Origin of the sequence: uncultured Campylobacter sp. (genome assembly GCF_938045775.1) — a bacterium.
Taxonomy (GTDB): Bacteria; Campylobacterota; Campylobacteria; order Campylobacterales; family Campylobacteraceae; genus Campylobacter_B.
This window is the reverse complement of record NZ_CALIBH010000162.1, coordinates 1-4,980: the sequence shown is the minus strand read 5'-3', so window position 1 is coordinate 4,980 and position 4,980 is coordinate 1. Positions and strand designations below refer to the sequence as shown.

Below are 4,980 nucleotides of genomic sequence, written 5' to 3'. Positions count from 1 at the left end.
CGCGTCCGCGACCCGCACTTGGGAGGCCTCATCGAATACGACGATGTCGAACGTGCAAGTTATACGAGTATTTTTAAACCTCAAACCTACAAGGACAAAAACAATAAATATCTTGATCCCATCCAAGGCAAGGACTACGAAGCGGGCATCAAAGGCGAGTATTTTGACGGCGATCTGCAAGCAAGCCTGGGCGTTTTTAAGATCATCCAAGATAAGCTCGGCATCCGCACCGACGAGTATATCACGGGCACAAATTCCTACGCTTACAGGCAGGGTCGCGGAGTAACCAGCAGGGGCTTTGAAGCGGATGTAAACGGTAAAATCACCGATGCGCTAAGCCTAAGCATGGGGCTAGCGCACTACAAAGCCAAAGACGCTGACGGCAATATCTACGCCAGCGACTCCTCCCGCACCAGCGCAAATCTTTTTGCAAAATATGAGATCGGCACATTTAGAATCGGCGCAGGCGCGATGTATCGCTCAAAGATTTATTCCGACTCGCCATACGGCAGGATCGAGCAGAAAGCTTACACGATTGCAAACGTAATGCTAGGCTACAAAGCGAGTAAAAACCTAGATGTGCAGCTAAACGTCGATAACATAACCGATAAGCGCTATTTTGAGGGTATTGGTTCTAATCGAATGATCTACGGCGATCCGCGCACCTTCAATCTAAGCCTTACGTATAACTTTTGACCCAAATAGTCGCGGCGGAATTTGTCTAGTGCTTAGCTCTAATAGAATTCCATCGCGACGCCATAGATAAATGGCAAATTAAGCCCAAATTTAGTAAAATCGCCACCAAGACGCGAGGTCGCGTAATACGTTAAAAGGCAAACCATGCAAAACTCAACCGCATAAATTCCGCTAAATTTAAACCGAGTCAACCAATCAAAATTTAAATTTAACGGAGAAAACCATGAAAAGACGAGACTTTCTAAAACTAGGCGCGCTGGCGGCAGCTTCGGCGCAGGCAAAACAATTTGACGCAGCGGCGCAGGCGATATTTGACGAGCAGATGGGGCTTTGCGCGAATAAATTCGGCGCGTTTTACGTAAAAACCATCGGCGGCAGGGTCGTTGGTACCGAGCCATTTGAGGGAGACGCGATGCCAACGGTGCTGAACAACGCTCTAAGCGATCACATCCAAAACGAAACGCGCGTGAAATACCCATACGTGCGCAAAAGCTTCCTAGTCGATCCCTCAAATCCAAAGCCGGAGCTTCGCGGCAAAGAGCCCTTCGTGCGCGTTAGCTGGGACGAGGCGATAAAACTAAGCGCTAAAATTTTAAAAGAAAACTTCGATAAATACGGCTCGGAGGCCATTTACGGACAGCTTTATCAGTGGGGTAGCCTCGGCAAAGTCGGCCACTCGCAGCGCACCGCAAAGCGCATGCTAAACGCGCTTGGAGGCTACGTGAGCGAGCTTGGCGGCTACTCTTACGGCGCGGCGACGGCGTTTTTGCCTCACGTGACGGGCTCGATCGATCCGACTCACGCTCCGACGCGCTGGGAGGGCGTGGTAAAGGAGGCCAAAACGATCGTATTTTGGGGCACGAATCCCGTCGTTTCAAACAAGATCGCTATCGGCGTCCCGATGCACAACTCCTACACCTACTACGAGATTATGAAAGAGAAATTTAAAAAAGGCGAGATGAAAATTTACAGCGTCGACGTCTACCGCAACGAAACGGCGGAGTATTTCGGCGCACAGTATCTAGCCGTGCGCCCTTGCACCGATACGGCGATGCTGATCGGGCTTTGCGATTATCTCTACGAAAACGGGCTTTACGACAAGGAATTTATCGAGCGCTACACGGTCGGGTTCGATAAATTTAAGGAGTATTTCACCGGCGCTAAAGACGGCGTGAAAAAGGATCTAAAATGGGCGAGTAAAATTTGCGGCGTGAGCGAAAAGGAGCTAAAAAACCTAGCGGGTACGCTAGCCAAAAAAGACACGCTCATCGTCACGGGCTACTCTATCCAGCGTCAGCACCACGGCGAGATGGCGTACTGGGCGCTGATCACGCTAGCTGCGATGCTAGGCGATATCGGCAAGACCGGTCGCGGCTACGTGATGAACGATCAGATGCATAAAAACGCAGATATCAGCTTCATCGCGCCAAAGCTTCAGGCATTTAACCCCGCAGTAAACGAAAAATACATCGCCCCGCAAGGCAAGCTAGCCAAAGCCAAATACCACGAGATACCAAACAGCAGGCTCATAGACGCGATCATGGAGCCGGGCAAGCAGATCGAGCGCAACGGCAAAAAGTACGTCATGCCGCACATTAGAGTGATGTTTAACGCCAACGGCTCGACCTTCACCCGCCACCCCGATACCAACCGCGCGGTCGAAGCGATGAAAAAGATCGAAGCGATCATCACCACCGAGCCGTTTTGGACGAGTACGGCAAGGCTCAGCGACATCGTGCTGCCAGCTGCTCTTGAGTGCGAGCGCACGGATATCGAGTTTGCAAACTCGACTAGCGAATACCTCTTTGCGATTAAGCCGCTAGTAAAGCCTGCAGGCGAGAGCAAGAGCGACTTTGAGATCGCGCGGCTCATCTGCGCGCAGTGGGGCGAGGAGTACGAGCAGGCCTTTAGCGAGGGTAAAACGGAGCTTGAGTGGGTGAAGGAAATCTACGAAAACGCCGCAAAGCAAGCCGAGGGCATGGGAGTGGCGATGCCGAAATTTGAGGAGTTTTGGCAAAAAGGATACGTCAAATTTGATCAAGTGGACGAGAAAAAGCGGTACTTCACAAACTACGCGGACTTCCGCGCCGATCCCGAGAAAAACGCGCTAAAAACGCCGTCGGGCAAGATCGAACTCTACTCCGAGGCGGTCGAAAAGCTAGGCTATGCCGACTGCCCGCCGCACGCGACGTGGATGGAGCCGTTTGAGTGGCTGGGCGGCGACGTGAGCAAGTACCCGGTCGCCATCAGCGGCGCGCACTCTAAATTTAGGCTCCACTCGCAGCTAAACAACTCGTTCATCCGCAACTACGCCGAGATCGCAAACCGCGAACCAGCACTTATCAGCCCCGCCACGGCAAAAGCGCGCGGCATAAAAACGGGCGACGTGGTGAGGATCTACAACGACCGAGGCGAGATACTTTGCGGCGCGCTAGTAAGCGAGCGAGCGCAAGACAACGTGGTGATCGTGAGCGAGGGCGCGTGGTACGACCCGGCCGTCTGGGGCGAGCGCAGCCTATGTAAACACGGCAACATAAACGTGCTGACCAAGGATGTGCCTAGCTCGCAGCTATCGCAAAGCAACACCGCTCACACGAGCATGGTGCAGATCGAGAAATTTAAAGGCGAACTGCCGAGCGTAACGGCGTTTGATAGGCCTGCGACGATAGAGGTTTAGCGTGCTTTCTAGCTCTTGTGCCAAAGCTCTACCAACCGTTTATCGCAAACAAAATCGCTGAGTTTTTCTGCGCCAAGAGCTCGTCCGAGAGGCGGTCGTATTCGCCCCCGAGCCCCATTTCTTGCGCCATAGACGGTGGCTCATCGTCCCAAGAGCCCATCGCACCGAATACATCGGCGATCCCCGCTGCGGCAAACGCCCTCAAGCTCGGCTGCGGCAGCGCTGCAAACGAAACGGCGTAATACTCGCCCACGGGGACTTCGCCCCGCAGCGTCTTAAGCGCATTATCAAACGTCTGCGCGAAGTTTTCGCAGCCTATCTTGCTCGCAAAATCCCTAATTTGCACTAAAACATTCTCGAATTCTGCGCTGTTATCGCGCGCGCTTAGCGCATCCCGCGGCATCCCGCGCCAAAGGCGCTCGACGTATTTCACATACCAAGCCTTTTTGTTGCGATCGTATTTCCAATCAGGCGTAAAAACGCCGTCAAAGTCCTCGAAGCGGCAAACGATGCCGTTTACGTTCATCCCCGAAAAGCCCAAAAGCGCTCTATTTTTTGCGAAAGTTAAAATACTAAGCCCCGCGTCCTTCAGACCGAGCTTTAGGCATTGCTCTATCCAACGCCGCTGCGCGTAGATCGGCTCGTCCTCGCACGCTTTTTGCGCTACTTGCTCGGTAAAAAATTTGTGCTCTTTTTGCAGAAACGACGAGCTCGTGCTTTCGCCGGCGCCTTTTTTACTAGCCGCTTTTTCATTTGCCGCTTCTTTTCTGTTCGTGCGCTTTTGCTCCGCTGCACCGCCGTTCTCGGCGGCTTTGTCCGTCGCACTGCTCTGTACTGCGCCGTACATATCTTTTTGCTCCGTAGCTTTACTTGCGTCGTTTACGCCGCCATACGCTGCGCGGATCGCGCCCTCTGCGGTGCGGAAATGCTCCTTTGCAAACTCAAAATTTAAATATTTTATATATTTTTGATCTTGCAGGAGTGGCTTAGGATTGCCGCGCAGAGCCGATTTTAGCGCGACGCACAGCGCGCACGAGAGATATATTTCGCCGTTCATAGATATCCTTTAAATTTCGATCGTTCCCGTTCATGCGCGGGATTATTCACGCACGGCGCAGAAATTTAACTACGATAAAACTAGCCGCCATGGCGTGAAATTTTAAAATTAGCCGCCGTATCGAAAGAAAATGCCGCTATAAATTTAAAGCAACTCGCATCGGTAAAATTCCGAGGCCGAAATCCACGAGCGACACAGGCAAGGCGATGCGGGTTAAATTTACGCGCACTTTAAAAATGACAAACCGCTTTAAAAAAATTTCAACCGCGCTCGCGTTATGAAATTTTAAAAGTAAGCCGTTGCACCCAAACTAGCTAAATTTAAAATGAAGCAATCGCTCCGTTTATGCTACGGAAGCCGATCATCCGCAAGCCGCCGATCGCAAGTCCTACGCCGCGAGCGCCCTACGCTACGACATTTGGAAACTCATAGACCACGCGGCCGCTTTTGATCGTGCATACCGTAGCGCCCGTAAGCTGCTTGCCGAAAAGCGGTGAGTTGCGCGATTTGGACTTATTTAGCGCCTCGTCGTAAACGTAGGAAATCTGCG

3 protein-coding genes and 1 pseudogene are annotated in these 4,980 nt (G+C 52.1%); 2 read left to right on the top strand and 2 right to left on the bottom strand.

The window, feature by feature from the left end:
• Window positions 1-696, top strand: a 696-nt coding sequence (locus tag Q0238_RS06155) for a TonB-dependent receptor (RefSeq protein ID WP_297944016.1), incomplete at its 5' end; no start/stop codon positions are given.
• Window positions 697-919: 223 nt separating this feature from the next.
• Window positions 920-3,373 (top strand): molybdopterin-dependent oxidoreductase, encoded by a 2,454-nt coding sequence (locus tag Q0238_RS06150; RefSeq protein ID WP_297944014.1) that lies wholly within the window; start codon window positions 920-922, stop codon window positions 3,371-3,373.
• A gap of 28 nt (window positions 3,374-3,401) precedes the next feature.
• Here the strand turns inward: Q0238_RS06150 and Q0238_RS06145 are convergent, their stop codons facing one another.
• Window positions 3,402-4,430 (bottom strand): hypothetical protein, encoded by a 1,029-nt coding sequence (locus tag Q0238_RS06145; RefSeq protein ID WP_297944011.1) that lies wholly within the window; start codon window positions 4,428-4,430, stop codon window positions 3,402-3,404.
• 404 nt (window positions 4,431-4,834) lie between these two features.
• A pseudogene (locus Q0238_RS12275) lies at window positions 4,835-4,980 on the bottom strand (dihydroorotase); the annotation flags it as partial.

What these genes read in the sequence shown, in the direction of transcription:
- Q0238_RS06150 (WP_297944014.1), top strand. Translation starts at nt 920, where the DNA reads ATGAAAAGACGAGACTTTCTAAAACTAGGCGCGCTGGCGGCAGCTTCG.
- Q0238_RS06145 (WP_297944011.1), bottom strand. Translation starts at nt 4,430, where the DNA reads ATGAACGGCGAAATATATCTCTCGTGCGCGCTGTGCGTCGCGCTAAAA.